Origin of the sequence: Bradyrhizobium sp. NAS80.1, assembly GCF_001908205.1 — a bacterium.
In the GTDB taxonomy this organism is placed as follows: domain Bacteria; phylum Pseudomonadota; class Alphaproteobacteria; order Rhizobiales; family Xanthobacteraceae; genus Bradyrhizobium.
The window spans coordinates 17,303-42,872 of sequence record NZ_LGHL01000012.1 but is presented as its reverse complement, the minus strand read 5'-3'; the positions used below and the strand labels follow the sequence as shown (position 1 = coordinate 42,872).

Below are 25,570 nucleotides of genomic sequence, written 5' to 3'. Positions count from 1 at the left end.
TGTCCTATCCGAATTCAGGGCCGGCGACGGCGAATGGCACTTCCTCACCCGTGGTGGTGGCGGGGCCGAACCGCATGCGCTGGAACGGCCGCTCGATGGTCCAGCCGGATGCGGTTAGTCCTTCGAGGAACGCGCTTTGCGACGCGACGGCGTCGAGCAGGAGCGGTCCGTTCTCCGATTGCGCGACCGCATTGACCAGGGTCAGCGCGGCGGTGGCATGATCCGCAAATAGCGGCCCGATATGGCGCGCGGTTCTGCCGTCCCGCACCAGCGCGATGGCGCCGCTCGCGGAGACGATGCGCGAACCTGGGCGCCGTGCAAAGGCGGTAAGCAGGGCGGTGCGATCGAGGCCGGTGGCCAGACGGTCCCGTGCGCAAAGCGCGTCGAGTGCCGCGGCGGGAGGCGCCGGCGCGGATGCCTGCGCGGAATTCAGCTTCAGACGGCGCAGTTGCTGTGTCGGCGTAAACCCGAGCGGCCCGTAGACCGCGGCGCCGTCGGGCGTCGCGTCGAGCCAGCTCGTCAGGCCGCGCTTGCGCGCTGTCTCCAGGCAGGCATCGACGAGCCGCGTTGCGAGGCCGCGCCGGCGGTGGCTTGCAGTCACCAGCACCATGCTGATCCAGGCGTTGTTGCCGGAGTAGGGCAGCAGCGCCGCGGTCGCGACCAGCAGCGCGCCGTCGCGGATGCCGAACACAAAACCGTCGCGCAGGAAAACGCGCCAGTCGTCCTCGGTCTGGTTCCAGTGCGCTTCCGTCGAGAGCAGCAGGCCCGCGGCTGCGTCCTCGACGCCGAGCTGGACGACGCGCGGGTCGTCAGTAGCGTCCATCGCGCACCTCGTATTTGGTGGGCTTGCCGAGGCTCGGCATGGCGCGGGACACCCAGTCCGCGGTCCACGCAATCAACTGCTCGGTGTCGACGACCGGCAGGCCGAACAGCTCGACCGCCTTGGACGTGTCGGTCAACCACGCCGTCGGCTCTTCCTTGCCTGTCAGCACCGGCGCACGGCCGAACCTTGCGCCGAATTTCGCAGCGAGATCGCGCACCGCCAGGATCTCGTGGCCGCTGACATTGATCGGCGAGGTCGGCGCGGTGCAATGCGCGAGGCAGCGCAGCGCCTGTGACGACGCATCGCCCTGCCAGATGAAATTGACGTGGCCGAGACTGACGTCGATCGGCGTGCCCGTGAGCACCTTCGTCGCGATGTCGTGCAGCACGCCATAGCGCATATCGATCGCGTAGTTGAGGCGGAACAGCCGGCCCGGTGTTCCGAACTTGTGCGAGAAATATTCGAACATGCGCTCGCGGCCGACACAGGACTGGGCGTATTCGCCGGGCGGGTTCGGCGCCATGTCCTCGGTCGAGCCGTTGCCGTCGACCGGCACGAAGGGATAGATGCAGCCGGTCGAGAACGCCACGATCCGGGACGAGGGGAAGGCCTGCGCGACCAGGGCCGGGACATGCGCGTTCATCGCCCATGTCAGCGACAGATCGCCCTCGGCGCCGAATTTGCGGCCGGCCATAAACACGATGTTGGGTGCCTTCGGCAGCGCGTGAATCGCCTTCTCATCCATCAGGTCGCAATTGATGGTCTCAACGCCGCGCGCGTGCAGCCAGTCCTTGACGCTCGCGTCACTGAAGCGCGCCACGCCAATGACGCGGCGATCCGGCACGGCCGCTTTCGCGAGCCCGGCCAGCGTCGGTCCCATCTTGCCGGCGACGCCAAGAATCATGATGTCGCCCTCGACCTTGTTGAGGTCGTCGATCAGCGCCTGGCTCGGCCGGCACAGGAGATCGTCGAGCGCCGCGATGTCCGGGATCGTCTTCGGCAGCGTCTGGCGGGTGAGCAGCATGGATCGGTCCTTAGTCAGTTAGGTCTGCGGTTTTTAAGCCTGTCTTGCATCGCCGACCACGAACATGCGTTCGAGGACGAGGACCAGGCCGTAAAGGGCAACGCCGAGGAGCGTGAGCAGCACGACGGCCATCACCATCGCGGGCGTGTCGAGGGACGACTGCACCTGGATCATGAGGTAGCCGAGCCCACGCTCGGAAGCGATGAACTCACCGACGATGGCGCCGGCGACCGCGAGGATTGCGCCGACCTTCATGCCGGAGAACACGAAAGGCAGCGATCCCGGCAGCTGGATCTTGCGGAACAGGGTCCAGCGCGAGCCGCGCAGCGATTTGACGAGATCGAGCAGATCCGGCTCGACCTCGCGCAAGCCGCGCGCGGTGGTGAGCAGGATCGGGAAGAAGCAGATGCTGAAGGCGATCAGGATGTTCGGCACGATGCCGTAGGAGAACCAGACGATGAAGAGCGGGCCGAGCGCGACCTTCGGAATCATGTTCAGCGTCACGAACAGCGGCAGCAGCACGAGACTCGCCAGCGGCGCCCAGCTGAAGATCACGGCGAGCGCGACGCCGACGACCGCGCCGAGCGCGAAGCCGCCGAGGATCTCGACGGCGGTCACCAGCGTGTTGGCGCCCCAGGCGTAGCCCGCGGTTCCCAGCGTCTGGATTGTCGCGAGCGGGGAGGGCAGGATGAATTTCGGCACGTGGAAGGCATCGACCGCGACCTGCCAGAGCACGAGCACCGCGAGGTGCACGATCAGGATGATCGCAAAGCTGCGCGAGGTGCGTGCTCCGTCTCCTGCCACCGACTGCTCCCTGTTGCCAGCGGTCACCTTGCCGCTGGTCGCAAGCCTAACCGGCCTTGAGGGAAGTTTCAACCAGTTGGTTGATTAGGGCCGGAGCGAATGAAGCACGAGATCGGCGACGTGCCTGCGGCGGGCGCGCCGAGCCGCCCGGCTCGAGAGGTCCTTGCCGAAGATCGCCGACAGCGTCGGCGTGTTGGAGAGATAGAAATAGCCGAGGCCCGCGATCGAGATATAGAGCTGGATCGGGTCGATCCCCTTGCGGAACACTCCGCTGCGTACTCCCTCGTTGAGGATGTGGGACACGCTCCGGATCAGCGGAGAATGCATCGCCTCGAGCCGCGTCGAGCCGCGGACATGGCGCGCGCCGCCCCGGTTCTCGTCATTCAGAAGCACGATGAAATCAGGGTTTGTCGCGAGGTAGTCGAATGAGGCCTCGATCAGTTTCCGGATCGCCCTTTCCGGCGGCAGGCCTTCCAGGTTGAGCTGGCGCTCCTGCTCGCGGATATCGGCGTAAACCCATTCGAGGACAGCGAGATAGAGTGCGTCCTTGTCGCCGAAGTAATGATAGACAAGCTGCTTGTTGACGCCGGCGCGTTCGGCGATCTCGTCGACCCGGGCACCCGCGAAACCGTGCCGGGCGAATTCCAGCCGCGCCGCGGTGAGCAGCTTCTTGCGGGTGGCAACGGGGTCGCGCCGCTGCGGCACGGCGTCGCCTGAACGTTTTGCGGGCATTTCCAACCAAACAGTTGACAATTGGAGGGCGGGCTTGTTGCATTGGTATCCTCACATGGGGAGAGCGACAAGCCGGGTCGCGGCAATGAGGAGAGATGCGATGAAGCGTTTGCAGGCAGTTGGCTCGGCTCTGGGCTCAGCCCTGGGCTCCGCTCTGGTCTTGGGCCTGACGCTCGGTTTGCCGGCGGTCCCGGCGCGGGCGGGCGAGGCGGTCAACCTGATCCTGAACTGGACGCCGACGGCCGATCACTCGCCGTTCTATTACGCCAAGGCGCAAGGCTGGTACGAGAAGGCCGGCATCGACCTGACCATCGAGGTCGGCAAGGGTTCGGGCGTCTCCGCCGCCAAGGTCGGCTCCGGCGGTTCGCCGTTCGGCATCGCCGATCTCGCCACCATGCTGGTGGCAAAGAGCAAGGGCGCCGACGACGTGGCGCTGATGAGCATCTACGCCAACACCGGTCAGACCTTCTACTGGCTAAAGAGCTACGGCGTGAACGGCGTGAAGGATTTTCCGGGCCACAAGATCGGTAACCCGCCCGGCGACGCTTCGCGCGTGATGTGGCCGGCTTTTGCGAAGGCCGCGGGCATCGCGCCAGACTCCGTCAGCTTCGTCAATATCGGGCCGACCGCGAAGATCGCGGCGCTGAAGAGCCACACCGTCGACATCATCAGCGATTTCTACAACGAGCACGATCTGAAGGTGATCGAGTTCGGACCCGATCTCGGCTACACCAACTGGAAGGATATCGGGCTCAACCCGTATGGCAATTCGCTGATCGTCAACGGCGCTTATCTGCAGAAGAACCCGAAGCTGGTCGAAAAGTTCGTGCGCATCTCGCAGAAGGCCTTCGCGGCCTGTGTCGCCGACGTTGCCCCATGCCTGAAGGCGTTGCTCGACCAGGTCTCCGGTCTCGACAAGGAGAACCAGGAGCGTCAGTGGGAGCGTATCAAGTACCTGATGACGGACGAGTTCACGACGGCGAAGTCGCTGGGCTGGATCGACGGTGAGCGGATGAAGAAGGACTACGAGCTGGTCCAGACCTATCTCGGCATGGAGAGGCCGTTCGACGTGACGACTGCGTTCACGACCAAGATGCTCGACCCCGCCGTCAAGATGGATGCCAGCAAGGTGAAGAAGTAGGGGGCGCTGTGAGCCAGGTCCGACGGCTGCCGCGGATCACCTGCCCTTCTTCATCTCGTACACATGTTCCGGCCCGGGAAAGGCGCGAGACCGCACGTCGGCAGCGTACCCCTCGATCGCCGCTTCGATGGCCGGGCCGAGATTGCCATACCGCCGGACGAATTTCGGTGGTCGCGGCGACAGCCCTAGCATGTCCTCGAGCACGAGCACCTGGCCGTCGCAGGCTACGCTCGCGCCGATGCCGATGGTGGGAATGGTAATCGTCTCTGTAATCTTGCGCGCCAGTGGTTCGGCTACAGCCTCGACGACGACCGAGAATGCGCCGGCATCGGCGACCGCTTTCGCATCCTCCTCGATCGGTCCCCAGTCAGCCTCATTGCGCCCCTGGGCGCGGAACGAGCCGAGCGTATTGATGGATTGTGGCGTTAGGCCAATGTGACCCATCACTGGGATGCCGCGCCCGGACAGGAATGCAATCGTCTCGGCCATGCGGACCCCGCCTTCGAGCTTCACCGCGCCGCATTGCGTTTCTTTCATGATTCGTGCGGCGGAGTAGAAGGCCTGCTCCCTGGAGGCCTCGTATGATCCGAACGGCATATCGACCACGACCAGCGCCTGCCGGGAGCCGCGCATCACTGCCGCGCCCTGGAGGATCATCATGTCGAGCGTGACCGGCACCGTGGTCTCGAAACCGTGCATGACGTTGCCAAGGGAATCGCCGACCAGAATGACGTCGCAATGCCGATCCACCAGCGCTGCCGTATGCGCGTGATAGGACGTCAGCATGACGATCGGCTCGCGCTGCTTGCGTGCACGGATGTCCGGCGCGGTCTTGCGTCTGGTGGCGGACTGAACTGACATGCTCGGCCTCCATTTGCGGGAAACGGATCGAACGCCGGATGTCGGGAGCATGTCAATCCAAGATGGTCCAGGTCGCCATTAAGCTCGCTGCGTGCACGGCGAAGAAGCAGCGCTCTCGTAGCCCGGATTGCGCTGATCCGGGCCGCGAGCCGCCGCTGCGGGCAGACTCCGGCTTTAGCGAAGACGATGATGGTCGAGCACATCTGCGGGAAAGTTAACCGGCCGTTAACCAAATTGACCGCATCGTTAACCATTCAATAACGGGGAACGAGTCGGCCGCTATGGAGGCTGCAGCAAAATCTCAACGCCAAATGGTGCGCCTGCGCGGGCGTTCCTATGTGGCCTTCGTGTTCGCACCGACGGTTCCGATCCTGGACTGGCTGCAGGAGATCGACGCCACGATCGCGCGCTCACCGGGCTTCTTCGCCGGCCGTCCCGTGGTGGTCGATCTGTCCTCGGTCGATCTCAGCCAGTCCGGCATCAGCCATCTGCTTACGAGCCTTCAAGACCGCAACATCCGCGTGCTCGGCATCGAGGGGGTGGAGGCGGCGCGGCTGACCCCGTCGATGCCGCCGCTGCTCTCGGGTGGACGCAGCTGCGTGATCGAGCCGAGCGCGCCCAAGAAGGTGGAGACCAAGAAGCCAACCTCGCTGCTGCTCGAGAGCCCCGTGCGCTCCGGACAGACCGTGATCTTTCCCGAAGGCGACATCACCATTCTCGGTTCGGTCGGCTCGGGCGCCGAGATTGTCGCCGGCGGTTCCATTCACGTCTACGGCGCGCTGCGCGGCCGCGCCATGGCGGGCGTGAACGGGTATACGAGCGCGCGCATCTATTGTCAGAAGATCGAGGCCGAACTGCTTGCAATCGATGGGTTTTATCAGACCGCCGACGATATTGACGAAGCCTTGCGCGGCCGGCCGGCCCAGGCCTTTCTGCAAGGTAACGCCATGCGAATTACTGAACTGAACTGACCAGAAGGAGATTGTAGAAATGGCCAAGGTACTGGTCGTGACATCAGGAAAGGGTGGAGTCGGCAAGACGACGACGACCGCCGCACTTGGGGCTGCGCTCGCGCAGCGCGGCGACAAGGTCGTTGTCGTTGATTTCGACGTCGGCTTGCGCAACCTCGACCTCGTCATGGGGGCCGAGCGCCGCGTCGTGTTCGACCTCATCAACGTGGTGCAGGGCGTCGCAAAACTGCCGCAGGCGCTGATCCGCGACAAGCGGCTGGAGAATCTGTGGCTGCTCCCGGCCTCGCAAACCCGCGACAAGGATGCGCTGACGGAAGAGGGCGTAGGCAAGGTCATCGACGAGCTGCGCACCCGCTTCGACTGGGTGATCTGCGACAGCCCGGCCGGCATCGAGCGCGGCGCCGCCATGGCGATGCGCTTCGCGGACGAAGCGGTCATCGTCACCAATCCGGAAGTCTCCTCGGTGCGCGATTCCGATCGTATCATCGGAATGCTCGATTCCAAGACCGTGCGGGCCGAGAAGGGCGAGCGCGTCGAGAAACACATTCTCATCACCCGCTATGATCCCTCCCGCGCGGCGCGCGGCGAGATGCTGACCATCGACGACATCCTGGAAATCCTCGCAACGCCTTTGCTCGGTATCATTCCCGAGAGCCAGGACGTGCTGAAAGCCTCCAACGTCGGCACGCCGGTGACGTTGTCGAACGTCGATGGCGCGCCCGCACGGGCCTACATCGACGCGGCGCGGCGCCTGTGCGGCGACACAGTGAAGATGCAGGTGCCGACCGAACGCAAGGGCTTCATGGATCGTCTGCTGCGGCGGAGGGCTGCATGAGCATGGGTCTGCTTCGACTTCTCCGTGGCAACAAGGCTACGGCACCGGTCGCTCGCGAACGGTTGCAGATACTGCTTGCACACGAGCGCGGAATGCGCGGCCAACCCGACCTGCTCGGCGTACTGCGTGAGGAAATTCTCGCCGTCGTGTCCAAGCACGTGAAGCTGGACCCGACCAAGGTGATCGTGCGGCTCGATCGTGGCGACGACGTGTCGACCCTGGAGGTCGATATCGAGGTGCCGAACGATTTGGAGCGCAAGCGCGTGGCGGTCGGGTAGGGAACGCGGCCGAAACTTCAAATTTGGGGTGGGTGAGAAGGCGGTCCGCTGGGCATAGCGGGCCGCCTTTGTCGTGCTGGCTCGCCAAACACGGTTTCACGCTTCGAGCCGTTCAAGCTCCTGGCCTGCCGATGTGATGGGCGGTGCGCGGAACAGGACCTGCGCCCTCATCGTTGTAACGGACCCGCGGGACGGTAGACCGATGGCTCCGCGGTTTCGTCAAACGGGAGAGCGCCCATGATGTCCGAGGTCCAGGTCCACACCATCGCGCGGCAGATGCTGGAACAGCATGGTTTCGCTGCAATTGCGAAGGCCGCCGAACAGGCGCGGGCCTGCGAGGGGCGCGGCGAGGCCGATGAGGCCAAGGAGTGGCGTCACATAGTCAACGCCATGAAGATCATGCGTGGGCCCCACCAGAGCTGATCGCGATCAGCCTCACCCGGTTCCATCCTTGATCGTGCCGAGGACGAGGCTCGCCAGCGCTTCGGCCACGAAGGTTCTGCGCAAGCGAGTGTCTCAGCGCTCGCCCTGATCGGCGCCTTGCGCGCCAGACTTGTGCTGGGTCTGTGGCTGGCTGCGTTCGCCGGTTTCCTTGCAGGGAAGCTGCTCCCACGATCCGTCCGGCGCCTGCTGATAGGCGCTGCACGATGACGGCGCGGTCGATTTGTCCTCATCCTTCTGGGCGTCGGAATTCCTGGCCTGCACCGGCGCAGTCAGCACGGCGCCCGCCGCGAGCGCGCCGGCGAAGACGAGATGAGCAATCCGCATGGGCTTCTCCTGTTCGAAGATGCCCGCATGCTGGCGAGGAATGTGACGATTATTAGCCGTGACGGCGGTTCCCTCGCGGCGTGCTTAACGCCGCGAACGAGCGTTTCCTTTCCGCGAGCCGGTGTTCGCCCGAAAATGCCCTAGCCGCCCTTGCTGCGGATCAGGCCGGCGAGGTTGGTCTTCTGCGCCTCGCACCAATTGGTCATGCCGAGGCGGCGCTGGTCGAGATCAGTCGTCTGGGTCGCCGCCGCGACCTCCGCCATGATGTCGTCGGCCTGCTTCTCGCCCATCTTGCCGCCGGTATGCATCCAGGCAATCGCCTTACGCACCTTCTCGGTGGTGTCGTCGGGGCGGTGCATCTGCTGCGCCTTCTGCACCAGGTCCTGGTAGGCGACATCCGTGCCGGGACATTCGACCTTGGCGGCGAAGGCCTGCAAGACCATCGTCACATAGGTCGAGCGTGGATGGTCCTCGGCTTGGGCCGGAGCGGCGAGCAGCAACAGGCCTGCCATCAGGAAACCGGTGCGCATCCTTGGTCCTCCTCGTTTTCTGGGGAGGCTAGCGTCCGGCAGGCCGCTCCGCAATGGTGCCGGGCGCGATTGTCGCGCGTCACCGCGCTATCGTGGCGGCATCTCGACACCGGAAGAGCGACATGAGCCTGTTCGGCACGCCATTCGCGCACGCGACACGGCGCTGGTCACCGACGTGAGCAACGGCATCGGCCGCGCAATCGCGCAAGGTCTGGTCGGTGAGGGCGTGCTGGTTCGCGGCGCCGATGCTGGACGACCAGCTAGCGCTGCCAGGCCGGCACGGGATCGAGCGGCGTGCGGTAGACCTCGTTCTGATTGCGATCGGTGACGCGCACCGAGCAACCCTTCCGTTGCAGCTCCGGCTTCACCTGCGACAGCTCGTTCGCCAACTGGTCGGCACGATCAGAGGCAACCTCAATGTCTTCGAGGATGATTCCGCCCTGGTTCCTGAACTCTTCACCAACCACAAGATCGAAGGAATAGTATGGCATCCTAATCTCCCGGTGTGACGAGCTGAGCTCGGTGGAAGTCTCAACACATGTCGAATGGTACCACTGAGTCGATATCTATCGAATGAACAGACCGAGCAATCTCTGTGCTTATGGCGCAGAAATGATGTGCAGGTCGCAGGCGCGTTAAGGATTTATTGAGTATATCGACCCGATCATGAGGCATGGAATTGCAACAGAACCGGGCTCCGTGAACCGGCAGTCGCAAGAGAAGGCCGGCGGCATAGATCCCGACGGCCTTTTCTCTTGGTGGTCTCCTGGCGGTTTCCGAAGCATCACGCCCCGTAATTGCCCGGACTCTACACATCAAATCGACTCGGACAGCGTACCGTTCGCCGCGCAGCGTTTCGCCCTAACGGCGTGTCGTCGCTCGACGCTCGTCAACGCACCGGCATCGGCGGGCGCACGACAGGCCCGTTGTCATCGGCGACGGCTTGCGTCGTGGTAACCGGTGCAGCCGGCGGCGGGGCTGCGACGGCCTGTGAAGATGGCGGCGGAGGCGCGAGCGGCGCGGGTGCATGTGCCGGCGCGTAGGTTTGCGACACGACCGGCTTCGGCCTGCGTACCGGCGGAGCCGCGGGCCGTGGAGGCACTGCTGACACACGCGCACGCGGGTCGATAGGCCTCGTCTCAGCCACCGGCTTCGGTGCAGGTGGCTTCGTCATCTCGCGCGCCATCTGCTCCTGTCCAGCCTTCAACTCGGCGACGTTGGCCTTGAGCTGTTCGATCTGCTGCGCCATCGCGGCGAGATCGCGCGTCATCGATTGCACCGACGGCGTAGCATCGGTCTCTGATGCCGCGGGCGGGGCTGCTGCAAGCTGAGCCGCAGGCGGTTGCTCAGGTGGATCGGCCGCTTGATCGGCTACTGCCTGCGTCGCGGGTGGTGCGGCCTGCGCTGTGGCGACCGGCACCGTCTGCGATGTCGAAGGTATCAGCGACGCCAACGCGGGCGTCCATTCCGCCAGCATCTGCTTTGCGGTATCGCCATGCTTCTCCCAGGCGAGTGTGGCAGCCACGCTGCCGCCCGCAAACAAAAACGTGACGAATGCGCCGCGCAGCCACTTGCCGGCGGACGATCGTTTCCGCCGGCTGAGACCATCGCCGGGCGCGACCCGCACGGTCGTGTCGACCGAGGGCGCCGCAGCCTGCGGCTCCAAGACCTGTGGCTCCAAGACCTGTGGCTTCAAGACCTGCGGCTCGGAGACAGGACTGAACTTCGGCTCCGGATTCATCTTAGGCTCTGGACGGGGCGCGATCTCCGGCGCAAGCGCGGGCGACACGCTGCCGGGGCGTGAGGCGAGCACGATCTCAGGCGAAATCTGCACGGCGTCGTGCGGATCGTTGTCCTTGACCGTGTCCTTCACGATCTCATCAACGATTTGCCTGCTGTTCAGCGTCGCGAGCATCGCAGCTCCTTTGAAGCCTTGGTCGTTCGCATTGGCGCGAGCCGATCTGTTGAGGTGAGCCCATCCCAAGCCCGATGACGCACGAGTCCAGTCGGGTTTGACCAAAGCAAGGCGAGGGGATGGAGACTGTGCGACGCTCTTCCGCCGTTTGTGGTGATGGAACCCGGTTAACGGACACGCGGACGCGTCCATGCTGCCTTGTTTTCAGCACGATTTGGGCGGCATATAAGGCGGCTGGGGGTGCTGCTATCCGCTATCGGGGGGGGCCAGCGGTGCCAAAATCTCTATACGCTTTGTTCGTTGTTGCCCTGCTTCCGCTGGGTGGCTGCATGCAGGCAACGTATTCGCCATCGACCGACGCGAGCATGACGCCGCGCGATCGGCAATTGCTCGCGCACACGCCTTACGCGCAGGCGAGCGTGCCCCAGCAATATCTCCGTCACATCGTCGATTACCCGCGCAAGGAGCAGGCGGGCACGATCCTGGTCGATACCGATGCGCGTTATCTCTATTACGTGCTGCCGGGCGGCAAGGCGATCCGCTACGGTGTTGCGGTCGGCGAGGAGGCCATGGCTTTCTCAGGCGTTGCGCGCGTAGGCCGTTTGGCGGAATGGCCGGACTGGGTTCCGACCCCAGAGATCCAGGCGCGGCTTGGACCCTATCCGGCGCGCGTGCACGGCGGTCCCGCTAATCCGCTGGGGGCGCGGGGCATCTATCTCTATGCCGGCAACAAGGACACGCTTTACCGTATCCACGGCACCAACCAGCCCGAATATATCGGACAGGCGATCTCGTCGGGCTGCATCAGGATGCGCAATGAGGACGTGATCGATCTCTATGACCGGGTGAAGCTCAATGCGACGGTCGTGGTGCTGCCGCCCGGGCAGAGCGCGCAGGCTGGGCCGACGATAGGCTGGCGCGGGTAAGCGAACGATCTCGCTTGCCGTCGCGTTCACTCAAGCGTGACTGCGCGTACATTGTTCGGTCGATCAAGCGTGAATTGCTTCACAACCGGTCCGCGCTGGTTGCGCTATGCCTCGATGGCTCGTTGCCATTGGAGGCAATCATGCAAAAATTCATTGATCAATTGAATGAGAACGACCGCCCTGTTGTGCGGAAATGGCGCTTGGCCGCGTTCGGCTTTTACGGGTCTCTCCTGGCCGGAATGGTGCTCTACGTCGCGCTGCACTGGAATCCGGAGGTGAACTACGCCTCGGTCGATTCCGGGGCGCGCGCGAAGATCGTGGGCACGTCAGGCCCGGGCGGGCCCGCGCCGTTCTCGCCCTAAAGCCAATTCCGTTCCGATGGAATCGGAACGGGGCTCTAGATTCTTGTTTTGACGCGTTTTCTTTACGCGAACCGGTATCCACTTCGCTCGAAAACGCTCTAATTGTCAGGCCGGGCGACGCGCCATTGCAGCGTCGTGGCATTGCCGTTGGCATCGCCCGGCGCCTTGTCGGCGGGCGAGGTGTAGAGCGGGCGATAGCGGTAGGCCCACATCTTGCTGCCGTCGTTGCGGTCGATGACGGTGAAGTCGCCAACCGCCCTGGCGTCGGCCGTCGCGGCCAGCGGCACCCAGCTTTCGGTGCACTTGCCGTTGCAGTTCGACGTCTTGCCGGTTGTGTCGTGCTCGTAATAGTAGAGCGTCATGCCCTTGAGATCGACGAGCTTGGGACCCTGCTTGGTCAGGATCACTTTCGCCGGTGCGGTCGTCGCCTCGGGCTTCGGCGGAGGAGGGGCATCGCTACCGCCATGGCCGTTCGCGAGCGCATGACCCGTCGAGAGCGCGATGGCCGCGGCCGCAATGAGAAACCTGAACATCCAAAACTCCCGAACGGCAAAGTTAATCGCGCGTAAGCGCAGAATGGGACCGACGGTAACAGCCGAAGGTTAGTTCTCGGTTTCGCGGCAATGCGACAAATACGGACACGCCTACGGCTTTATGCCTGCGCATCGCGCAGCGGGGCGCGGCTCAGCTCGTTGCCGGCCGCGATGGCCTTGCGCAGGAGCCGCATCAGCTCCTCACCTTCCTTGGCGCTGAGACCGCGCAGCATGACGCGCTGGGCGGACTCGACGGCCGGCGTGATCTTGCGCAGCGTACGACGGCCCTCGTCGGTGATCTCGAGCTCGCGGGCGCGGCGGTCGCGGCTGGAGGCGCGACGCTCCGCAAGCCCCTTCTGCACGAGGCGATCAACCACGCCGGTGATGGTGGTGCGGTCGTAGGCGATCAACCCTGCGAGCGTCACCTGGTCGAGTCCCGGATTGGCCTTGATGGTCGCGAGCGCGGCGTATTGCACCGGCGTCAGGTCGAAGCCGGCATCTCCGACCTCGGCCAGGAAGACCGCAACTGCGATCTGCTGGAACCGGCGCGCCAGATGCCCGGGCATGTCGTTGTTGTCTTTCACCGGATTCTCCGTTGCCACAAAGGAGGGTGCGGGATGATTGACAAGTATACTGATAGTCAGCATACTGATCAATATCCAAACAGAACGTTGGCAGGGAGAGGTGCTCATGCAATTCCATCTCAATGGATTTCAGCCGGGCGATCCCGAGATCGCCGATCCCGCCGAACGCACTCAGCCCCCGGGGGCAGCGGGCGCCGTGCCTGAAGAGGTCGATGTCCTCATCGTCGGCTGTGGCCCCGCTGGCCTCACGCTCGCCGCGCAGCTCGCGCAGTTCGATGACATCAAGACCTGCATCGTCGAGCAGAAGCCGGGCCGCCTGCTCGTCGGCCAGGCCGACGGCATCGCCTGCCGCACGATGGAGATGTTCCACGCCTATGGCTTCAGCGAGCGCGTGCTGAAGGAGGCCTATTGGGTCAACGAGACGACGTTCTGGAAGCCGGACGAGCGGGCGCCTGAGACAATCGTCCGCAGCGGCCGGGTGCAGGACGTCGAGGACGGCCTGTCGGAATTCCCGCACGTCATCCTCAACCAGGCGCGCATCCACGACGGCTTTCTCGACGTCATGCGCAAATCGCCGGCCAAGCTTGAGCCCTATTACGCCAGACGCCTGCTCGACCTCCAGGTCGATCCGGCCGCAGGTCCCGCCGATCATGCCGTCACCGCGCGCCTCGAACGGGTCGATGCCGCGAACGAGGGCAAGGTCGAAACGATCAGGGCGCGTTACGTCGTCGGCTGCGACGGTGCGCGCAGCACGGTGCGGAAATCTATCGGCCGCGAGCTGCATGGCGATTCCGCCAACCACGCCTGGGGCGTGATGGACGTGCTGGCGGTGACCGATTTTCCCGACATCCGCTTCAAGGCCCTGATCCAGTCGGCGAAGGACGGCAGCCTGCTGATCATTCCGCGCGAGGGCGGCTACATGGCTCGCCTCTATGTCGAGCTCGCCAAACTCGACGTCGGCGAACGCGTCGCCAACCGCAACATCACCGCCGATGACGTGATCGCCAAGGCGCAGCGGATCCTGAAGCCGCATAGGCTCGAGGTGAAGGAGATCGCCTGGTGGTCGGTCTACGAGATCGGCCAGCGCCTGACCGACAAGTTCGACGACGTGCCCGAGACCGAGATCGCCTCGCGCCTGCCACGCATCTTTATCGCGGGCGATGCCTGCCATACCCACAGCCCGAAGGCCGGGCAGGGCATGAACGTCTCGATGCAGGATGCCTTCAATCTCGGCTGGAAGCTCGCTGCCGTCTTGCGGAAGCAATGCGCGCCGAGCCTGCTGCATTCCTATTCGGCGGAGCGCCAGGCGGTTGCGAAGGAGCTGATCGATTTCGATCGCGAGTGGGCGGCAATCCTGGCTTCCGCAGCGAAAGCGGGCGGCGCCGATGCCGCCAAGACGCAGGACTATTTTGTGAGGCATGGTCGCTACACGGCCGGTACGGCGACGCATTACGGGCCCTCGGTTCTAACCGGCGCGACATCGCATCAGCATCTCGCGCAGGGGCTTGTTCTCGGCAAGCGCTTCCATTCTGCGCCGGTGATCAGGCTTGCGGACGCCAAGCCGGTCCATCTCGGCCACGCGGCGCAAGCCGACGGCCGCTTCCGTATCTACGCATTCTCGCGCGCGGAAGATCCCGCAGCGGCGGGCTCGTCCATTCGTGCGTTGTGCAATTTTCTCACCGAGGCAAGGGAATCGCCGCTCAAGCGATACACGCCAACCGGCGCCGACATCGACAGCGTGATCGATCTGCGCGCGGTCTTTCAGCAGGATCATCGCGAGCTCGCGATCGAGGCGATGCCATCGCTGCTGCTCCCGCGCAAAGGCCGCTATGGTCTGATCGATTACGAGAAGATGTTCTGTCCGGACCTCAAGAGCGGCCACGACGTTTTCGCAATGCGCGGCATCGATCGGAAGGGCGGTTGCATGGTTGTCGTGCGCCCGGACCAGTATGTCGCGAACGTGCTGCCACTCGATGATTTTGCTGCGCTCGCTGCGTACTTCGACGGGTTCATGCTGCAGGTGAACTGACGGTCAAAGAGCGCTCTTGCGCGCTGTGCCGATGAACGACGAATGAATATTGAACCGCGCGCTGCGTGCGTCTCAATCTTTCGGCTGATGCAACCACCGTGCGCGGAACGCTCATTCCGCTGGCGCGTTCCGATTTGCAAAGGAGGAACACGCCATGAGACTCAGAAGCGTTTTGGTTGCCGCATTGCTGCTCGCGCCAACGGCCGCACTGGCCGCGCCGGGCATCGTCACCGTCTCGACCGGCTTGCGCGCCGGGCCGGGTTCGGGCTTTCCCCTGGTCGATCGCGTCCCCGAGGGCGCCCGCGTCGACATCCATGGCTGCCTGCGCGGCAATGCCTGGTGCGACGTGAGCTTCGCCGACGATCGCGGCTGGGTGTCGTCGCAATATCTCGAATATCTGTACCGCAATCACTACGTCTATCTTCCCGACTATGTCGATGAGATCGGTGTGCCCGTCGTCCCCTTCGTGCTGAGTTCGTACTGGTCGAACTACTATGAGGGGCGGCCCTGGTATCGTCGCCATGCCTACTGGAACAATTACTGGAACTCGCACGAGCGCCTGGCGTCGCAGATGACGCTCGATCCGCGAGCGGCCCGCATCGGCCGCGCGGCGACCCGTGACGCTGCGGTCGCATTGGGGCGCGAGGGGGGGCACGCCAAGGGTAATGTCCAGGGCGGCGCTGCGATCTCGGGACGTGACGCCGCCATCGCCAGGCGCGATGCCGCGATTGCGACCGACCGTACCCGCGCCGGACGAAGTGAGCGCTTGGTGAATGAACGAGCCAATGTGCAGGCTCGCAGTCCACGTGATGCGCAGGCGCGCATGACGCACGAGCAGGCTGCAAGCCGTGCCGCGGCGCGTACGCAGCCGATGGCGCGCGCGCATGAGGCGCCACGGGTTTCGGCCGCGCCTGCGGCCCGGCCCGTGATGCCTCATACGGCCCAGCCGAACGTCAGCCGCGGCTCGCCTATGAATGCCCACGCCCAAACGCCAGCGCCGCGCGCAGCGGCGCCCGCGATGCCGCATCCCGGCGGCGGTGCCCCGCACATCAGTGCAGCGCCACATGGCGGCGGCGCGCCGGCCGGCGGCCCCGGTCGCGGTCACGAAAGGCAATAGTGTTGCTGCGAAAGCCCGGCCCTCACGCCGGGCTTTCTGTTTGGCCCGGGTTCCTTGCGCGTACAATTTAAGGCAGTTCTGCCCGGGCAGATTTCATCGATCGTAATTTCTCTACTCAAAGCTGTGGGCATCCACTCGGGGCAGCGGGGCACGGGAGGGATGACGATGAGACAGAGCCGGGCGGAGACGCGCCGCCAAAATGTTGCGAAACGGTCGATGGCCAAACAGGCCACGCAGCTGGCCGGCCTGATTGCCGGACTGCGCGAATCGCTCGAAGGCATCCACAAGGAACGGGCGAACACAAAACTCTCTGGCGCCGAGATGGGCCTGCTCGACGAACGCCGCAACAATCTGCTGCTCACCATTGCGGCCCTGGACGATCGCCTGTCGGCAGTGCAGGGGCTGATCGATCTTGGCCGTCCGCACCCCATCCGCGTGCATTAGCAGATATTGAGTGCTAGTGGATGGCACCAAATTGCCACGCTCCCGGCGAATTGCCGCCAAAGCCCGCTGCCACGAGGGGAACGGGTGCGGGGCAACGCCAGGGGATACGCATTGGCCTATAAAATGGTCGCAGAACGCGATAATGAGAAGTGCAGTTTCGCCCGTGAGAGCCGGTTGCTCATCGTGGCGAAGGCAAAGGTGTGGGCGAGCGAGGGGTGGAGCGTCGTCATCACTGACCCGGACGGCAAGGCCTATACTCCGACCGAATTTGATCAGTTGCTGGCGGCGTGACCGCGCGCGACGGGGCTAGGGGACGACATTTGATTTCGCTGTTTCGACCGGGGCGCGATGTGATCGCGCCCCTCATGACTCTCGTAGCCGCCGCCGCACTGACGGCGACGGTCGCGTCCGCGCAAAATCTCGACGCCGGCAAACCGCCTGCAAAGCTGTTCGCGGACGGTTGCGCGACCTGCCATCGCAGCCCGCGGGGATTGGCGAAAGGGCGCTTCAGCCTGACGCTCGCCTGGTTCCTCAGGGATCATTACGCGACCAGTTCCGACTCTGCCAAAGCGCTCGCTGCGTATCTGGAGTCGATCGATGGACCGCCTCCGCGCGCAGCCGCAAAGCCTGGCACAAAGTCATCCCGATCTGCGCCACGTCCGCCCAAGCCGGTGCAGAACCACTAGCTCTCGTTCCGTTTCCGGGTTTAGTTAGGCCGTGAACCCATAAATCTGCCGGCGCCCAGGCCATCCTGGCAAGCTTGTTGGCGAGTGCGACGGCAGCGACCTTGGTCGGTCGCCGCGCCAGCAGTCCCGTTAATCAGGGCCGACGCCCGGTGCCATGGACCTTGGCTTCAACATCCGACGTATCATCGCATGCTGAATTTGGCCATGAGGGCCTCCCTTGCCTGATCGCGTGGGTTTAAGCTTGCTTGATCCTTCGCCGGTCAACCGGCCGAGGGTGACGGGGCGCAATGCCGACGCAGGGCGGACAAAGCCGTGTCGATCATCCTGCAATCCACCGTGGGCGGCTTCTCTGGCGAGTTCACGCGCAAGCTGCCGCTGGTTGAGCAGGTGATGCGCGAGCATGGGCTCGAGCCCTCGCAATTCGTGGTCTCGAAGGACAGTGCGAGTACGCCGATGATCCCGATGATCGGGCAGTTCTTCTACGACTACACCGTGTTTTTCGGCGGCGACAAGTTCACCGTTACCGAGCCGAACGACATGCGGTTCCTGGACTATTTCCTCAGGCGCGTGATGGCGCTGGACGAGATGCTGGAGCCAAGCCGGCGCGACGGTTTGATCCGGCGCATCTTCCGCTGGATGGCCCAGCCGATCGGAGCCCCTTGAATTTCTCCCACAAGGGAGAAGGTTGAACAGCTGGCGTTCGTCAAACTCGCATCAATCCGAATTTGGCTTCGTGCTAGTGCGTCCACGCCCTAGGCGATGGGTCTGCGCGATCAGGCGGTCGTGTACGGCCCGCAGATCCGCGCTCATGCGTGTCTGTCCCGTCGTGACATAGGACAGCCAGGCGCCGTCGGCGGCGAGGCGCACGATATGCAAATCGGGTGCGCCGTCAGTCGCACGGTGGCGCTTCAGCCGCGCTTTCATCCAGTCGTTCCAGAGCCGGCGCAGTGATGGATCGGTGACCACGACCATGCTCAGCGCCGCCCAGGGGGTGGCGAAGCCGAAGGCCTTGCCCGTAAACACTGCATTCACATAGGCTCGCGTGAAGCTGCCGCGCGGCTTGGGATCGGCCTCAACCGCGGCGTCGATCTCGGCATTCACGCGGGCGAGCAGGTCGGCAAACAGGCCCTCGATCAGCGCTTGCTTGCTCGAGAAATGATGAAACAGCCCGCCCTTGGTGACGCCGGCCGCCGCCGCCACCGCCTGCACCGTTACGCCGGAGACGCCATGGTCCATCGCGATGGCCGCGGCGCAGTCGAGCAGGGCGCGTCGGACCTGCTCCGGTTGCTTGGTGCGGGTGTAGGCGCTGGCCGGCATCAGTGCACCGTCGTCTCCGAGAACAGGTTGATGATCACGACCCCGGACACGATCAACGCGATGCCGACGAAGGCCGCGGCGTCCAGCATCTGGCGGAACAGTACGAAGGAGACCGTGGCCGTGAGGATAATGCCGACGCCGCCCCAGATCGCATAGGCGATGCTCAGGGGAATGACCCGGATCGCGACCGATAGCGCATAGAACGAGGCGACGTAGAACAGCACCATGGCCAGCGTTGGCCAGGGCCGCGTGAACTGCGCGGACTGCTGGAGGAAGGCGGACGCGGTGACCTCGAAGACGATGGCGAGGGCGAGCGCTGCGTAGGCATTGAAGGCGGAGGTCATGATGGGCTCGGGCATGGTCGCAAAGATACCGCGCGGTAGGTATGTTCAACAAACGGATCGTGGCTTTTCGGTGGGCTTTGGCCTGCTCCCGAGGCATACCACTCGGGCGTGACGAACCGGCGACAGAGGCGGTGCAGCGAGGCTGGGTTGCGAACCACGCAGTGGATTCCCGTTCGGATTTCGCGAGATCATGGGTTAGCCTCGGCTTGCCCAACATCCAGCAATCGAGCGCCAGGCATGCATGTCCTCCGTCCCCAGTTCCGAATCGAGGAGCAGCGCGCGCTGGAATTCGCCGGGCAACGCGGCTTCGGCATGATCGTGGCGGCGGATGAGCGCGGCCCGCGTGCCTCGCACGTGCCGTTCGTGCTGGATCAGCGCGACGGACGCGCCATCGTGCAGATCCATTTCACGGCCAGGAATCCGCTCGTCCCGCTCGCAGACGGAAACAGGCGATTCCTGCTGATCGTGGCCGGTGACGATGCCTACATCTCCAACGACTGGTATGCCTCGCCGGACAACGTCTCGACCTGGCTCTACGAGGCCGTTCATCTGTCGGGTGCGGCGCATCTGCGCGGGCTGGACGAGAACCGCGGGCACGGCGACGCGCTGCTTGCGGTGGCCGAATCCCGGCTGCCGAAGCGGCCCTGGGACCTCGCGCAGATGGAGCCGGACAAGCGCGAAAGCATGCTAGCTGCGATCCGCGTCATCGATCTCGTGGTGGACACTGTCGAGGGGCAGGCCAAGCTCAATCAGCACAAGAGCGACGCGGATCATATCGCGGTGGCCGACCGGCTGGCACGGTCGGAGGAGACGGGACACCGGCGGCTGGCCCGGAAGATGCAGGCACTGCGGCCGGGGCTCGCGTATCGGACCGTAGGCCTGTAGCCCGGATTACGCTTCGCGCCATACGGGCTACGCTTGCCTTGCAACGCGTTTGCCCCTACGGACCTGTCCATGCTCGTCATCTCCATTCAAAGCCAGGTGGTCCATGGCCATGTCGGCAACAGCGCTGCCGCCTATGCCATCCAGGCGGAGGGAGTGAACGTCGCGGCGGTGCCGACGACGCTCCTGTCGAACCATCCGCGCTATCCGAGCCTGCGCGGGCGGGTGCTGGAGACCGAACTCGTCGCCGATCTTCTGAGGGGCGTCGAGGAGCGAGACCTCGTCGACGAGGCCGCGGTGCTCGTCACCGGCTATCTCGGCTCACCCGGCAATGCCGCTGCCGTCGCCGATTTCGTCGAGCGGGCGTTGATGCGCAATTCGAAACTCGTCTATCTCTGCGATCCCGTGATCGGCGACGACGGCCGCGTTTATGTCGCCGACGGCATTTTGGACGTGCTGCGGCAGCGGCTGCTGCCAGCCGCGAACCTGACCACGCCGAACCAGTTCGAGCTCGAGTTGCTCGCGGGCACTTCGATCGCCGATGAGCAGAGCTTGCGCACGGCTTGCGCGGCGCTTGCGGGAAGACGCCGCATCGACGTCGTCGCCACAGGCTGCATGCTCACGGACACGCCTGACGGGCAGGTGGAGACGATCCTCTGCGCCGACGGTCAGTTGTCGCGCTTTGCGACGCCGCGGCTGCCGATCCGCCCCTATGGCACTGGCGATCTCCTGACCGGCCTGATCGCGGCACACCTCGCCAAGGGCAAGGCAACCGAGGCGGCGGTGCGGCTTGCGGTCGAGACCATCTTTGCGGTGCTGGTACGCACGCAAGAGGCAGGCACTGCCGAGATGCGCCTCGTGCCGCTGCCGACGCCGGGGCGGAAGGCGTAACGGCTCAGGTCGCCCGCTTAGAGGCGGTTTGCGCCGACTTCTGCGACTTCGCCGAGCTCTTCTGCACGCGCGCGGCCTGTGCCTTTGGCGGCCTTGCGTGGGCCGCGGTCCGGACCTTCCTGGACTTCACGTGTGCCGCTACCTTGCCATCCGCTATGCCACGGCGTGAGATGTATTCCTGACCGTCGATCGGGCCGACATGTGGCGGATCGCGGTCGAGATAGGGCCGGCCGATGCCGAGCGCCTTGCCGTTGGCGTCAACCCACTTCCACAGCGCCTCGGTCGAGACCCAGCGCTGAGCGCGATTGTCGCCCTTGGTGCTGACGATGTCAGCCGCCATGCCGTGGCCGTAGCCGCCGCGCGAGCTGCCGCCATGATAGGAGCGGTCGGAGGCGGCCTTCAGGCCGCTCGCGATCGACTGGCGATAGTCGTCGCGGAACGCGCTGGTGATGCCCGGCGAGAGGCCTGCGGCCTCTGCTGCAAGCAGCGCGCGAAACAGCTTTCGCTTGAAGCTGCGGTCCATGCCGCCGATCACGTAATCCATCATTGGCATGCCGGCGTGCTCGGCGGCCTTCGGATCCTTCCAGCCGAAATCCTCGTCGACCAGCTTCGTGAAGCCGCGCATCACCGTCCTCGTCTTCCCCCCTGCGCTTGACGGTGACGGCGCGGCGCTCCTCGACCTTGATCGAGTCTTCCTTGGGTGTGCGCTGGTAGAGCGTCCAGAGATAGCGGTCGATGCAGGCATCCATGACGAAGCATTCGTCGAGCACGGCAACAGTGTCCGCGGGCGGTGACGCCTTGCTCTCAGTTGCCGCCGGACCGCTCGCGATCGCCGCGGGGGACAGGGCGTCTGTCGTCACGATCTCGGCGGGATCGGCGGATGCGATTTTGACAGACTCTGGCGTTTGCGCCGGCGCGGCTTCCGCTGGTGCAGCCTCGCTGACAGCGGGCGCCGGTTCAGGCGAAATCTGCGACGCGGGCGGCTCCGTCGGCAAGATCAGCGCCGGATCGGCCGACGCGACCTTGACGGCGGGGGGCGGGGTGTGTCGGGCGTCGTTTCGTCGCTGGTCGCCGCCAGGCTCGGCGCCGCAGCCACGGCAGCCGCGATGTCGGCGGTCAACGCGATGCCATCCTCGATTGTCGCAGCGCGCGGAACATCGGCGAGCAGGAGTCGATTGAGATCTTTCGCATGCGAGACGGCAGTCGCATTGGCGCCGCTATTCTCGACGAGGGCTGGAGCGTGGGCGGACAGCGAGAGCGTCAACCAGCCGGCCATAACGGCCGAGGGGCACAGAATTGCCACCAGAAGAGACCGCCGATCATTCATGATCCCTGCCTCCAAACGGTTCTGTTCGAACCTGCCTTGTCGGAACGGCGTGCATAGCCAAGCACGCGGCACGTTAATTGTTCGGAAGACCATGTGGCGAGGCAATGGCGCAATTCGGCGAAAAAGACCTTTTCGGGCGGGTGTTGCGTAGGCGCAACGAAGGTTCCATCTCGGTTCCAGGGCCAGGCAGGCGGGAAAAGATCTGCAAAGGCAGCGCCGATTGTCGTCAAATCGGGGAATTTACTCAATCTTGGATTGTGGGGTGTGCATCTCTCTCGTGCCGGAACGTCCGGCAGGATTGGGAAATTGTGAAATTGAAAGACATATTTCTTAAATTTGCCGCCGATGAATCCGGCGCGACCGCGATTGAATACGGCCTGATCGCTGCGGGCATTGCGCTCGCCATCATTGAAGTCATCTATGCGCTCGGCACCAATCTCGTCTGAAAAGCTCCAGGCGCGACCGCGTTGAAATAGCGGTTCGCATGACGGAGCCGAAGGGAGGGCGCTTATCCCCGCGTGTCCCGGACGCGGCATTTTACCCGACGTCGCGCGGCAACTTTGCAGCCGCCTGCGCGTTAGTCGGCCATGACGCATTCCTCGCTTCGTCCCATGGACGCCTTCGACCCCACCGAGCCCGCCATCCTGTATGATCGCGTCTCCGGCGAGATCATCACCTGGACCGCAGAACAGGCCGATGACTATCGGCTTGCCAGCCGACCGCGCAGGGATGGAACCGTGGCTTGGAAGGCCTACGTTTTCGATGGCTGGGGTAACGTGCTTGGCGGTTGAACCGCCGAGGGCAGGGAACTCAAGGCGCTGGGTGATTAAACATCGCCATGCGCCGGGCGTGATGTTGCATTGCGGTGGTGCATGTCGCATTGCAACAAATTCGATGCGCTGATCGAGACTCCGGCCGCGAAAAAGTTCGCGTGGATGTGCCGGTTATGTATGCCCGTTCATAACGGCGCCCTTCCATTTAACGCTTTGTTTTGAGGGTCGCGTGCCTGATGCGGCCGCCGCATCCGTGCGGCCAATTTTTGAAGTCATATTGGAGGCCATATGCCCGTTGCACAGAAAGCCGTTATCGCGACCACCTCGCCGCGCGCGTTCATTCTCAGGGACACCGCGATGTTCGCGGCCGCCGCACTGTTCGTGTTCGTGCTGAGCCTGACATACGGGCTCGATCTCAGCCCCGGATTTTTCTAGCTCGTAACGGGCTGCGATAGCGCTACGCCCTGCGTTGCCGCACCGCGCGCAGGCGCGATGGCGAGCGCCCGTAGAGCTCGGCGAACGCGGCGTTGAAGCGGCGTAAACTGCCGAAGCCGGCTAGGAACGCGATATCCGTCATGGTGTGATCGCCGGCATCGAGCAGGCGCTTGGCGCGCTGGACGCGGAGCGTCCTGGCGAGCTGCTGCGGCGTGGCGCCGACATGCCGTTCGAACAGCCGCGCGAGATGACGCGAGGAGATTCCGAGCCGCATCGCGAGTGTCACCACCGAACCCTCGTCGAGCGCGCCCTCATTGATCAGCTTGAGCGCCCGTGCAACCGTCGAGTGCGTGCCGTTCCAGGCCGGGCAGAACGGCGCGGTCTCGGGGCGGCAGCGCAGGCACGGCCGGAATCCCGCGGCCTCGGCGGCGGCCGCCGTCGGATAATAGACGACATTGCGCGTCAGCGGCTGCTTGGCCGGACAGACCGGGCGGCAATAGATGCCCGTGGTCTTCACTGCCGTGAAGAAGCGGCCGTCAAAGCGGGGATCGCGGCGCAGGCGCGCGGCATTGCAGGTGTCGAAGCTCAGCATGGCCGGATGATAGCGCGCATGCGTGCGCGGGCGAAAGGGCAGCGGGATGACCGAGTCCGATTGTGGCGAGTCGTATTGCGTTTGGGGGCCTAGAAGGCGGACCTCTTAATGCAAACGGAGAGTCCGTCGTGACCAGCCCCAGAGATATCGTACTGAACGCCTGGAAGACCTTTTCATCGCGCGACGCCGACCGCATCGCGGCGGTGTTCACCGACGATGCCCAATGGATCGCGCCGAAGGGCAACGCCACCGCGGTTGCGCTCGACCACACCGACCACATGGTCGGCGCGAGGCAGATAGCACGATTCATTGCGCAGGAGATGCACCGGTTGTTCTCGGACATCGATATCGCCTTTCGCGGCGTCTACGTCGATGGCGATGTCGTGATCGTCGAGGAGCGGATGCGCGCCACGCTTCCCGACGGCAGGTCATACGAGAACGACTATTGTTTCGTGTTCACCGTTGCCGGGATGCGTATCCGCGAGGTGCGGGAATACATGGACACGCGCGGGGGATGGCGGATGGTGTTTGGCGAAGAGGCACGATGAGCCGACGCCTTCGCCACTGCGTGCCAGCCCTGCAATGGCGTGGGTTGAGACGGCCGGCACCCTGACGTAAGGCCATGCGCCATGGATCAGCGGACGAGCGGCGCTGACGCTCTTATTCAGAAGAACGATACGGCGCCGGCGCTTGCTGGCGTCGTCTGCGGGCTGTCCGCGGCGCTGTTCTGGGCGCTGGGCTTTGCCGGCACGCGGCACGGCCTCAAGGTCGGCTTCACGCCCGTCGATCTCCTGGTGCATCGCTACGTCTGGTCGGGCATCGCGTTCCTGCCCCTGGTGTTGCGCGCCGGCATCTCCGATCTCTGCGGCATTGGCTGGGGCAGGGGCTTTGCGCTGATGGTGCTCGGCGGCCCCGTGATGTCGCTGATCTCCTACACCGGCTTCCTGTTCGTGCCGCTCGGTCATGGCAGCGTCATTCAGCCGTCATGCGCGACGCTCGGCGGCCTCCTGCTCGCTGCGGTCGTGCTGAAGGAGCGGATCTCCGCCTCGCGCCTTGCCGGCGCCTTCGTCATCGTCGGCGGCCTCTGCGTGATCGGCGCCGAATCGATCGGTCATATCGGGGCCGACGGCGTGCAGGGTGATCTGATCTTCGTGCTCACCGGCTTCATGTTCGCGAGCTTTGGCGCCGCGCTGCGCCAGTGGCGCGTCTCCGCGGTGTCGGCCGCGCTCGTCATCAGCGTGCTGTCGCTGCAGTTGCTGCCGATCTACCTGGCGACCGGCGGGCCCTCCCGCGTCGCGGCGATCGGCTTCAGCGAGAATGCGATCCAGGCGCTGGCGCAGGGCGTGCTCGCCGGTCCCGCCGCGCTCTATCTCTTCGCCGTTTCGGTCCAGCGCCTCGGCGTCGCCCGCGCCGCGGTGTTCCCGGCCTGCGTGCCGGCGCTGACGTTGCTGGTCGGCTGGCTGCTGCTCGGCGAGCCCCCGACGGCGCTGCAGGCCGCGGGCCTCGTCACGGTGCTCGGCGGGTTCTATCTGGCGCAGAGGCAGGGATAGGTCGTTCGCTCCCGGCATCTGCTGACAGCTGTTGCCTACATCGTCCCCCGCACTTGTGAAGGGAAACGGATTTCCGCGTCGTTCCCATCCATGTAA

General features: G+C 64.6%; 34 protein-coding genes and 1 pseudogene. 20 read left to right on the top strand and 15 right to left on the bottom strand.

All coding sequences use genetic code 11. From position 1 onward, the window contains the following. Positions 1-4: 4 nt before the first annotated feature. The 4 genes from AC629_RS03275 to AC629_RS03260 all read right to left on the bottom strand — a co-directional run bounded on the left by AC629_RS03275 (position 5) and on the right by AC629_RS03260 (position 3,383). On the bottom strand, positions 5-823 hold the full coding sequence (locus AC629_RS03275) for a GNAT family N-acetyltransferase (protein ID WP_084803347.1): 819 nt from the start codon (positions 821-823) through the stop codon (positions 5-7). After that, complete coding sequence (locus tag AC629_RS03270) at positions 810-1,847, bottom strand: NAD-dependent epimerase/dehydratase family protein (protein WP_084803346.1); 1,038 nt, start codon at positions 1,845-1,847, stop codon at positions 810-812. The genes AC629_RS03275 and AC629_RS03270 overlap by 14 nt, the downstream gene beginning before the upstream one ends. 33 nt (positions 1,848-1,880) lie before the next feature. Then, complete coding sequence (locus tag AC629_RS03265) at positions 1,881-2,651, bottom strand: ABC transporter permease (protein WP_084803376.1); 771 nt, start codon at positions 2,649-2,651, stop codon at positions 1,881-1,883. Positions 2,652-2,735: 84 nt separating this feature from the next. After that, complete coding sequence (locus tag AC629_RS03260) at positions 2,736-3,383, bottom strand: TetR/AcrR family transcriptional regulator (RefSeq protein WP_084803345.1); 648 nt, start codon at positions 3,381-3,383, stop codon at positions 2,736-2,738. 100 nt (positions 3,384-3,483) lie between these two features. On the opposite strand from AC629_RS03260, the gene AC629_RS03255 reads away from it, so the two are divergent. Continuing rightward, positions 3,484-4,524: an ABC transporter substrate-binding protein gene (locus AC629_RS03255; RefSeq protein WP_084803344.1), complete on the top strand. Its 1,041-nt coding sequence runs from the start codon at positions 3,484-3,486 to the stop codon at positions 4,522-4,524. A 36-nt stretch (positions 4,525-4,560) separates the two neighbouring features. Here AC629_RS03255 and panB read toward each other — a convergent pair whose 3' ends face one another. Continuing rightward, on the bottom strand, positions 4,561-5,385 hold the full coding sequence (gene panB, locus AC629_RS03250) for a 3-methyl-2-oxobutanoate hydroxymethyltransferase (protein WP_084803343.1): 825 nt from the start codon (positions 5,383-5,385) through the stop codon (positions 4,561-4,563). Positions 5,386-5,666: 281 nt separating this feature from the next. Between panB and minC the strand changes: the two genes are divergently transcribed. The 4 genes from minC to AC629_RS03230 all read left to right on the top strand — a co-directional run bounded on the left by minC (position 5,667) and on the right by AC629_RS03230 (position 7,892). Further along, entirely contained in the window at positions 5,667-6,356 is a 690-nt protein-coding gene (gene minC / locus AC629_RS03245) for a septum site-determining protein MinC (protein ID WP_084803342.1), read from the top strand. 19 nt (positions 6,357-6,375) lie between these two features. Further along, complete coding sequence (minD, locus tag AC629_RS03240; RefSeq protein ID WP_084803341.1) at positions 6,376-7,191, top strand: septum site-determining protein MinD; 816 nt, start codon at positions 6,376-6,378, stop codon at positions 7,189-7,191. Next, complete coding sequence (gene minE, locus AC629_RS03235) at positions 7,188-7,469, top strand: cell division topological specificity factor MinE (RefSeq protein WP_084803340.1); 282 nt, start codon at positions 7,188-7,190, stop codon at positions 7,467-7,469. Before minD ends, minE begins: the two co-directional genes overlap by 4 nt. Before the next feature lie 237 nt (positions 7,470-7,706). Beyond that, entirely contained in the window at positions 7,707-7,892 is a 186-nt protein-coding gene (locus AC629_RS03230; protein WP_084803339.1) for a hypothetical protein, read from the top strand. Between the two features lie 93 nt (positions 7,893-7,985). Here the strand turns inward: AC629_RS03230 and AC629_RS03225 are convergent, their stop codons facing one another. The 4 genes from AC629_RS03225 to AC629_RS03210 form a co-directional block, all read right to left on the bottom strand. Then, a complete protein-coding gene (locus AC629_RS03225) occupies positions 7,986-8,237 on the bottom strand; it encodes a hypothetical protein (RefSeq protein WP_084803338.1) in 252 nt (83 codons plus the stop codon). A gap of 140 nt (positions 8,238-8,377) precedes the next feature. Further along, positions 8,378-8,767 (bottom strand): hypothetical protein, encoded by a 390-nt coding sequence (locus AC629_RS03220; protein ID WP_084803337.1) that lies wholly within the window; start codon positions 8,765-8,767, stop codon positions 8,378-8,380. A 260-nt stretch (positions 8,768-9,027) separates the two neighbouring features. Continuing rightward, entirely contained in the window at positions 9,028-9,258 is a 231-nt protein-coding gene (locus AC629_RS03215; protein WP_084803336.1) for a DUF6894 family protein, read from the bottom strand. Between the two features lie 398 nt (positions 9,259-9,656). After that, positions 9,657-10,682, bottom strand: a complete 1,026-nt coding sequence (locus tag AC629_RS03210; RefSeq protein ID WP_084803335.1) for a hypothetical protein — start codon at positions 10,680-10,682, stop codon at positions 9,657-9,659. A gap of 329 nt (positions 10,683-11,011) precedes the next feature. On the opposite strand from AC629_RS03210, the gene AC629_RS03205 reads away from it, so the two are divergent. Together AC629_RS03205 and AC629_RS46500 are read left to right on the top strand one after the other, a co-directional pair. After that, entirely contained in the window at positions 11,012-11,608 is a 597-nt protein-coding gene (locus AC629_RS03205) for a L,D-transpeptidase (RefSeq protein ID WP_168195385.1), read from the top strand. Between the two features lie 140 nt (positions 11,609-11,748). Continuing rightward, positions 11,749-11,970, top strand: a complete 222-nt coding sequence (locus AC629_RS46500) for a hypothetical protein (RefSeq protein ID WP_168195384.1) — start codon at positions 11,749-11,751, stop codon at positions 11,968-11,970. A 98-nt stretch (positions 11,971-12,068) separates the two neighbouring features. Here the strand turns inward: AC629_RS46500 and AC629_RS03195 are convergent, their stop codons facing one another. Together AC629_RS03195 and AC629_RS03190 are read right to left on the bottom strand one after the other, a co-directional pair. Continuing rightward, positions 12,069-12,503, bottom strand: a complete 435-nt coding sequence (locus tag AC629_RS03195; RefSeq protein WP_084803332.1) for a COG4315 family predicted lipoprotein — start codon at positions 12,501-12,503, stop codon at positions 12,069-12,071. Between the two features lie 119 nt (positions 12,504-12,622). After that, on the bottom strand, positions 12,623-13,087 hold the full coding sequence (locus AC629_RS03190) for a MarR family winged helix-turn-helix transcriptional regulator (protein ID WP_084803375.1): 465 nt from the start codon (positions 13,085-13,087) through the stop codon (positions 12,623-12,625). A gap of 106 nt (positions 13,088-13,193) precedes the next feature. Between AC629_RS03190 and AC629_RS03185 the strand changes: the two genes are divergently transcribed. The 6 genes from AC629_RS03185 to AC629_RS03160 all read left to right on the top strand — a co-directional run bounded on the left by AC629_RS03185 (position 13,194) and on the right by AC629_RS03160 (position 18,026). Next, the gene (locus AC629_RS03185; protein WP_084803331.1) at positions 13,194-15,116 is read left to right on the top strand and encodes an FAD-binding monooxygenase; all 1,923 of its coding nucleotides are present in this window, start codon (positions 13,194-13,196) and stop codon (positions 15,114-15,116) included. Positions 15,117-15,270: 154 nt separating this feature from the next. Then, positions 15,271-16,233, top strand: coding sequence for an SH3 domain-containing protein (locus tag AC629_RS03180; RefSeq protein ID WP_084803330.1), 963 nt, complete (start codon positions 15,271-15,273; stop codon positions 16,231-16,233). Positions 16,234-16,449: 216 nt separating this feature from the next. After that, the gene (locus tag AC629_RS03175) at positions 16,450-16,677 is read left to right on the top strand and encodes a hypothetical protein (RefSeq protein ID WP_245331704.1); all 228 of its coding nucleotides are present in this window, start codon (positions 16,450-16,452) and stop codon (positions 16,675-16,677) included. 84 nt (positions 16,678-16,761) lie between these two features. Further along, on the top strand, positions 16,762-16,968 hold the full coding sequence (locus AC629_RS03170) for a hypothetical protein (protein WP_084803329.1): 207 nt from the start codon (positions 16,762-16,764) through the stop codon (positions 16,966-16,968). Between the two features lie 74 nt (positions 16,969-17,042). After that, complete coding sequence (locus AC629_RS48290) at positions 17,043-17,363, top strand: hypothetical protein (protein ID WP_084803373.1); 321 nt, start codon at positions 17,043-17,045, stop codon at positions 17,361-17,363. 312 nt (positions 17,364-17,675) lie between these two features. Next, positions 17,676-18,026 carry a hypothetical protein gene (locus AC629_RS03160; RefSeq protein ID WP_084803328.1) on the top strand — a complete coding sequence of 117 codons (351 nt, stop codon included), beginning with the start codon at positions 17,676-17,678 and terminating at the stop codon, positions 18,024-18,026. A 51-nt stretch (positions 18,027-18,077) separates the two neighbouring features. Here AC629_RS03160 and AC629_RS03155 read toward each other — a convergent pair whose 3' ends face one another. Together AC629_RS03155 and AC629_RS03150 are read right to left on the bottom strand one after the other, a co-directional pair. Then, on the bottom strand, positions 18,078-18,680 hold the full coding sequence (locus AC629_RS03155; RefSeq protein ID WP_084803327.1) for a TetR/AcrR family transcriptional regulator: 603 nt from the start codon (positions 18,678-18,680) through the stop codon (positions 18,078-18,080). Continuing rightward, the gene (locus AC629_RS03150) at positions 18,680-19,024 is read right to left on the bottom strand and encodes a DMT family transporter (RefSeq protein WP_084803372.1); all 345 of its coding nucleotides are present in this window, start codon (positions 19,022-19,024) and stop codon (positions 18,680-18,682) included. Before AC629_RS03150 ends, AC629_RS03155 begins: the two co-directional genes overlap by 1 nt. Positions 19,025-19,261: 237 nt before the next feature. Between AC629_RS03150 and AC629_RS03145 the strand changes: the two genes are divergently transcribed. Continuing rightward, positions 19,262-19,909 carry an FMN-binding negative transcriptional regulator gene (locus AC629_RS03145; protein ID WP_084803326.1) on the top strand — a complete coding sequence of 216 codons (648 nt, stop codon included), beginning with the start codon at positions 19,262-19,264 and terminating at the stop codon, positions 19,907-19,909. Between the two features lie 69 nt (positions 19,910-19,978). Next, complete coding sequence (gene pdxY, locus AC629_RS03140) at positions 19,979-20,797, top strand: pyridoxal kinase (RefSeq protein ID WP_084803325.1); 819 nt, start codon at positions 19,979-19,981, stop codon at positions 20,795-20,797. A gap of 4 nt (positions 20,798-20,801) precedes the next feature. On the opposite strand, the pseudogene AC629_RS03135 reads toward pdxY, so the two are convergent. Continuing rightward, a pseudogene (locus tag AC629_RS03135) lies at positions 20,802-22,124 on the bottom strand (hypothetical protein). Between the two features lie 314 nt (positions 22,125-22,438). On the opposite strand from AC629_RS03135, the gene AC629_RS03130 reads away from it, so the two are divergent. From AC629_RS03130 to AC629_RS46495, 3 genes are all read left to right on the top strand, one after another. Then, on the top strand, positions 22,439-22,570 hold the full coding sequence (locus AC629_RS03130) for a Flp family type IVb pilin (RefSeq protein ID WP_210418993.1): 132 nt from the start codon (positions 22,439-22,441) through the stop codon (positions 22,568-22,570). A 141-nt stretch (positions 22,571-22,711) separates the two neighbouring features. After that, positions 22,712-22,915: a hypothetical protein gene (locus AC629_RS03125; RefSeq protein ID WP_084803323.1), complete on the top strand. Its 204-nt coding sequence runs from the start codon at positions 22,712-22,714 to the stop codon at positions 22,913-22,915. A 270-nt stretch (positions 22,916-23,185) separates the two neighbouring features. Beyond that, positions 23,186-23,332: a hypothetical protein gene (locus AC629_RS46495; RefSeq protein WP_168195383.1), complete on the top strand. Its 147-nt coding sequence runs from the start codon at positions 23,186-23,188 to the stop codon at positions 23,330-23,332. A gap of 22 nt (positions 23,333-23,354) precedes the next feature. Here the strand turns inward: AC629_RS46495 and AC629_RS03120 are convergent, their stop codons facing one another. Then, positions 23,355-23,924, bottom strand: a complete 570-nt coding sequence (locus tag AC629_RS03120; protein WP_084803322.1) for a bifunctional transcriptional activator/DNA repair enzyme AdaA — start codon at positions 23,922-23,924, stop codon at positions 23,355-23,357. A 128-nt stretch (positions 23,925-24,052) separates the two neighbouring features. On the opposite strand from AC629_RS03120, the gene AC629_RS03115 reads away from it, so the two are divergent. Together AC629_RS03115 and AC629_RS03110 are read left to right on the top strand one after the other, a co-directional pair. Then, complete coding sequence (locus AC629_RS03115) at positions 24,053-24,472, top strand: nuclear transport factor 2 family protein (protein ID WP_084803321.1); 420 nt, start codon at positions 24,053-24,055, stop codon at positions 24,470-24,472. A gap of 81 nt (positions 24,473-24,553) precedes the next feature. Continuing rightward, positions 24,554-25,474 carry a DMT family transporter gene (locus AC629_RS03110; protein ID WP_084803320.1) on the top strand — a complete coding sequence of 307 codons (921 nt, stop codon included), beginning with the start codon at positions 24,554-24,556 and terminating at the stop codon, positions 25,472-25,474. The last annotated feature ends 96 nt before the right edge of the window (positions 25,475-25,570 follow it).

Excerpts from the sequence above, each read along its gene's own strand:
- AC629_RS03145 (WP_084803326.1), top strand. The coding sequence starts at position 19,262 with ATGCATGTCCTCCGTCCCCAGTTCCGAATCGAGGAGCAGCGCGCGCTG.
- AC629_RS03230 (WP_084803339.1), top strand. The coding sequence starts at position 7,707 with ATGATGTCCGAGGTCCAGGTCCACACCATCGCGCGGCAGATGCTGGAA.
- AC629_RS03210 (WP_084803335.1), bottom strand. The coding sequence starts at position 10,682 with ATGCTCGCGACGCTGAACAGCAGGCAAATCGTTGATGAGATCGTGAAG.
- AC629_RS03215 (WP_084803336.1), bottom strand. The coding sequence starts at position 9,258 with ATGCCATACTATTCCTTCGATCTTGTGGTTGGTGAAGAGTTCAGGAAC.
- AC629_RS46500 (WP_168195384.1), top strand. The coding sequence starts at position 11,749 with ATGCAAAAATTCATTGATCAATTGAATGAGAACGACCGCCCTGTTGTG.
- AC629_RS03180 (WP_084803330.1), top strand. The coding sequence starts at position 15,271 with ATGAGACTCAGAAGCGTTTTGGTTGCCGCATTGCTGCTCGCGCCAACG.
- AC629_RS03120 (WP_084803322.1), bottom strand. The coding sequence starts at position 23,924 with ATGCTGAGCTTCGACACCTGCAATGCCGCGCGCCTGCGCCGCGATCCC.
- minD (WP_084803341.1), top strand. The coding sequence starts at position 6,376 with ATGGCCAAGGTACTGGTCGTGACATCAGGAAAGGGTGGAGTCGGCAAG.
- AC629_RS03155 (WP_084803327.1), bottom strand. The coding sequence starts at position 18,680 with ATGCCGGCCAGCGCCTACACCCGCACCAAGCAACCGGAGCAGGTCCGA.
- AC629_RS03255 (WP_084803344.1), top strand. The coding sequence starts at position 3,484 with ATGAAGCGTTTGCAGGCAGTTGGCTCGGCTCTGGGCTCAGCCCTGGGC.
- AC629_RS03275 (WP_084803347.1), bottom strand. The coding sequence starts at position 823 with ATGGACGCTACTGACGACCCGCGCGTCGTCCAGCTCGGCGTCGAGGAC.
- panB (WP_084803343.1), bottom strand. The coding sequence starts at position 5,385 with ATGTCAGTTCAGTCCGCCACCAGACGCAAGACCGCGCCGGACATCCGT.
- minE (WP_084803340.1), top strand. The coding sequence starts at position 7,188 with ATGAGCATGGGTCTGCTTCGACTTCTCCGTGGCAACAAGGCTACGGCA.
- AC629_RS03125 (WP_084803323.1), top strand. The coding sequence starts at position 22,712 with ATGACGCATTCCTCGCTTCGTCCCATGGACGCCTTCGACCCCACCGAG.
- AC629_RS03195 (WP_084803332.1), bottom strand. The coding sequence starts at position 12,503 with ATGTTCAGGTTTCTCATTGCGGCCGCGGCCATCGCGCTCTCGACGGGT.
- AC629_RS03110 (WP_084803320.1), top strand. The coding sequence starts at position 24,554 with ATGGATCAGCGGACGAGCGGCGCTGACGCTCTTATTCAGAAGAACGAT.
- AC629_RS03205 (WP_168195385.1), top strand. The coding sequence starts at position 11,012 with ATGCAGGCAACGTATTCGCCATCGACCGACGCGAGCATGACGCCGCGC.
- AC629_RS03260 (WP_084803345.1), bottom strand. The coding sequence starts at position 3,383 with ATGCCCGCAAAACGTTCAGGCGACGCCGTGCCGCAGCGGCGCGACCCC.
- pdxY (WP_084803325.1), top strand. The coding sequence starts at position 19,979 with ATGCTCGTCATCTCCATTCAAAGCCAGGTGGTCCATGGCCATGTCGGC.
- AC629_RS46495 (WP_168195383.1), top strand. The coding sequence starts at position 23,186 with ATGCCCGTTGCACAGAAAGCCGTTATCGCGACCACCTCGCCGCGCGCG.
- minC (WP_084803342.1), top strand. The coding sequence starts at position 5,667 with ATGGAGGCTGCAGCAAAATCTCAACGCCAAATGGTGCGCCTGCGCGGG.
- AC629_RS03270 (WP_084803346.1), bottom strand. The coding sequence starts at position 1,847 with ATGCTGCTCACCCGCCAGACGCTGCCGAAGACGATCCCGGACATCGCG.
- AC629_RS03220 (WP_084803337.1), bottom strand. The coding sequence starts at position 8,767 with ATGCGCACCGGTTTCCTGATGGCAGGCCTGTTGCTGCTCGCCGCTCCG.
- AC629_RS48290 (WP_084803373.1), top strand. The coding sequence starts at position 17,043 with ATGACTCTCGTAGCCGCCGCCGCACTGACGGCGACGGTCGCGTCCGCG.
- AC629_RS03150 (WP_084803372.1), bottom strand. The coding sequence starts at position 19,024 with ATGACCTCCGCCTTCAATGCCTACGCAGCGCTCGCCCTCGCCATCGTC.
- AC629_RS03225 (WP_084803338.1), bottom strand. The coding sequence starts at position 8,237 with ATGCGGATTGCTCATCTCGTCTTCGCCGGCGCGCTCGCGGCGGGCGCC.
- AC629_RS03175 (WP_245331704.1), top strand. The coding sequence starts at position 16,450 with ATGGCCAAACAGGCCACGCAGCTGGCCGGCCTGATTGCCGGACTGCGC.
- AC629_RS03185 (WP_084803331.1), top strand. The coding sequence starts at position 13,194 with ATGCAATTCCATCTCAATGGATTTCAGCCGGGCGATCCCGAGATCGCC.